We start from the raw sequence: 2,786 nt of genomic DNA, 5'->3' as shown, positions 1-2,786 counted from the left end.
GGCCCCTGCGAATGGCGCCTGCCACCGTCCGGCGCCATGCGCGTGCCGGCCGTGATCTATGCCGACCTCGACCTGCTGGCCGCCATGGACGACCAGGTGGGCGAGCAACTCGCGCACGTGGCGAGCCTGCCCGGCATCGTCGAGGCCGCTTACGCGCTGCCGGACGCGCACTCGGGTTACGGCTTTCCGATCGGCGGCGTGGCCGCGTTCGACCCGGCCGCAGGCGGCGTGGTGTCGGCCGGCGGGGTCGACTTCGACGTCTCCTGCGGCGTGCGGTTGCTGCACACGGGGCTCGAACGCGGCGCGGTGGAGGCCGTCAAGGCGCCGCTGGTGGAGGCGCTGTTTGGCACCATCCCCAGTGGCCTCGGCGGCGGCGGCGCGGTGCACCTCGACGCCGCCGAGACCGACGCCATGCTGGCCGGCGGCGCGCGCTGGGCGGTCGAGCGCGGCTACGGGCGGGCCGAGGATCTCGAGCGCATCGAGGAGCATGGCTGCATGCCGGGCGCGCAGCCGCAGCAGGTGTCGGCGCTGGCCAAGCACCGCCAGCGCAACGAGATGGGCACGCTCGGCTCGGGCAACCACTACCTCGAGGTGCAGGTGGTCGAGGCCGTGTTCGACCGCGCCGCGGCAGACGCTTTCGGCCTGCATGAAGGCGAGGTGGTGGTCGCCATCCACTGCGGCTCGCGCGGACTGGGTCACCAGGTCGGCACCGATTACCTGGCCCAGATGCGCGACGCCGCGCCGCGGCACGGCCTCGTGCTGCCAGACCGCGAGCTGGCCTGCGCGCCGATCGAATCGACGCTCGGTCAGGCATACCTGGGCGCCATGCGCGCCGCCATCAACTGCGCGCTGGCCAACCGGCAGATCCTGACGCACCTGACCCGACAGGTGTTCGGGCGCTTTTTCCCGCACACGCCCCTCGATCTCATCTACGACGTCTCGCACAACACCTGCAAGGAAGAAACCCATCGCGTGGACGGCGCACCGCGCCGGCTGTTCGTGCACCGCAAGGGCGCCACGCGCGCCCGCGGGCCGGGCCACCCCGAGCTGCCGGCGGCGTTTGCGGCGGTCGGCCAGCCGGTGCTGGTGGGCGGCTCGATGGGCACGGCGTCTTACGTGCTGGCCGGCGGCGCCGGCGAACGGGAACACGCATTCGGCTCGGCCTGCCACGGCGCCGGCCGGCGCATGAGCCGCCACGAGGCGCTGCGCCGCTGGTCGGGCCGGGCGGTGGTGAACGAACTGGCCGGGCGCGGCATTTTGGTGCGCAGCCCCTCGCCGCGCGGCGTGGCCGAGGAAGCGCCCGGCGCCTACAAGGATGTCGACGCCGTGGTCGAAGTGGCCGAGCGGGTGGGGCTCGCCCGGCGCGTGGCGCGCCTGGCGCCGCTGGTGTGCATCAAGGGTTGAGGTGCGGTCATGAACAGACGCGAAGTCATCATCGATCAGGACGGGCTGGAACTCGCCGGCGACCTCACGCTGCCGCCCGACGCGCGCGGCCTGGTGCTGTTCGCCCACGGCAGCGGCAGCAGCCGCTTCAGCGCGCGCAACCGCGCGGTGGCGAGCCACCTCAATCGTGCCGGCCTGGCCACGCTGCTGTTCGACCTGCTCACCGCCGACGAAGAACTCATCGACGCGCGCACCGCGAAGCTGCGTTTCGACATCCCGCTGCTGGCCGGGCGCCTCACCGGCACGGTGGACTGGGCCGGCCGTCAGCCGGCCATGGCCGGCTTACCGCTCGGTCTGTTCGGCGCCAGCACCGGCGCCGCGGCGGCGCTGATCAGCGCCGCCGAGCGGCCACAGCAAGTGGCGGCGGTGGTGTCGCGCGGTGGGCGACCGGATCTGGCGCTGGCGGTGCTGGACCGGGTACGCGCGCCGACGCTGCTGATCGTCGGCGGCCACGACCCGGAAGTGCTGGCGCTGAACCGCCAGGCGCTGGCCGCGCTCACCTGCGAGAAGGCGCTCGAAATCGTGCCCGGCGCCACGCATTTGTTCGAGGAGCCAGGCGCGCTGGAGCAGGTAGCGATGCTCGCCGCCGCCTGGTTTCTCGACCATCTGCCGGCGCCCGCCTGGCAGTGAGCACCCGCCTGCTGCTGGGCGGCGACGCCATGCTAGGGCGCGGCGTGGATGCCGCCATCGCCCGCCACGGCGTGGACTGGCCGCTGGCGGCGCTGCGCTCGCACCTGGCCGGCGCCGATCTGGTGGCCGTGAACCTCGAATGCGCCATCACCGCGGCGGACACCTGGTACCAGGGCCCGCCCAAGGCGTTCTACTTCCGCGCCCGGCCGGCGGCGGCCGAGTTACTGCGCCATGCCGGCGTTGGCCTGTGCACGCTGGCCAACAACCACGCGCTCGACGCCGGCCCGGCGGGCCTGCTGGACACGCTGGACATCCTGCGCGCCCACGGCATCGCCTGCGTCGGCGCCGGGGCGGATGCCGAGAGCGCCTGGGCGCCGGCGGTGCTCGAGATCGCCGGCCAGCGCCTGGGCGTGCTGGCCGGCTGCGATCACCAGGCCGATTTCGCCGCCGGGCCAGATACGCCCGGCATCGCCTACCTCGACCTCGCCGATCCCGCCCAGGTAGACAAGCTGCTCGGGCGCGTGCGCCGCCTGGCGGCAGCCGTGGACCACGCCATCGTCGCCCTGCACTGGCAGCCCAACTGGGTACCGACGGTCGACGCCCGCTACCGCACGCTCGCCCGGCGCCTGGTCGAAGCCGGCGCGCGCCTGGTGTGGGGCCACAGCCCGCATCATTTTTTGGGCGTGCAGTGGTTCGGACCGGCGGCGGTGCTG

3 protein-coding genes are annotated in these 2,786 nt (G+C 73.6%); all 3 read left to right on the top strand.

All coding sequences use genetic code 11. The features are described 5' to 3' along the window. Positions 1-1,404 (top strand): RtcB family protein (locus PHC73_RS13455; RefSeq protein WP_300129278.1); only part of this gene is annotated, 1,404 nt, incomplete at its 5' end. A gap of 9 nt (positions 1,405-1,413) precedes the next feature. Further along, positions 1,414-2,073, top strand: a complete 660-nt coding sequence (locus PHC73_RS13450; protein ID WP_300129276.1) for a dienelactone hydrolase family protein — start codon at positions 1,414-1,416, stop codon at positions 2,071-2,073. Continuing rightward, positions 2,070-2,786, top strand: a 717-nt coding sequence (locus tag PHC73_RS13445; RefSeq protein WP_300129274.1) for a CapA family protein, incomplete at its 3' end; no start/stop codon positions are given. The genes PHC73_RS13450 and PHC73_RS13445, both read left to right, overlap by 4 nt.

Source organism: Immundisolibacter sp. (assembly GCF_028696615.1).
Lineage (GTDB): Bacteria > Pseudomonadota > Gammaproteobacteria > Immundisolibacterales > Immundisolibacteraceae > Immundisolibacter.
Note: the sequence above shows the minus strand (reverse complement) of the source record. Positions and strands in the feature narration are given on the sequence as shown.

Coding starts and splice junctions, on each gene's coding strand:
- PHC73_RS13450 (WP_300129276.1), top strand. CDS start 1,414: ATGAACAGACGCGAAGTCATCATCGATCAGGACGGGCTGGAACTCGCC.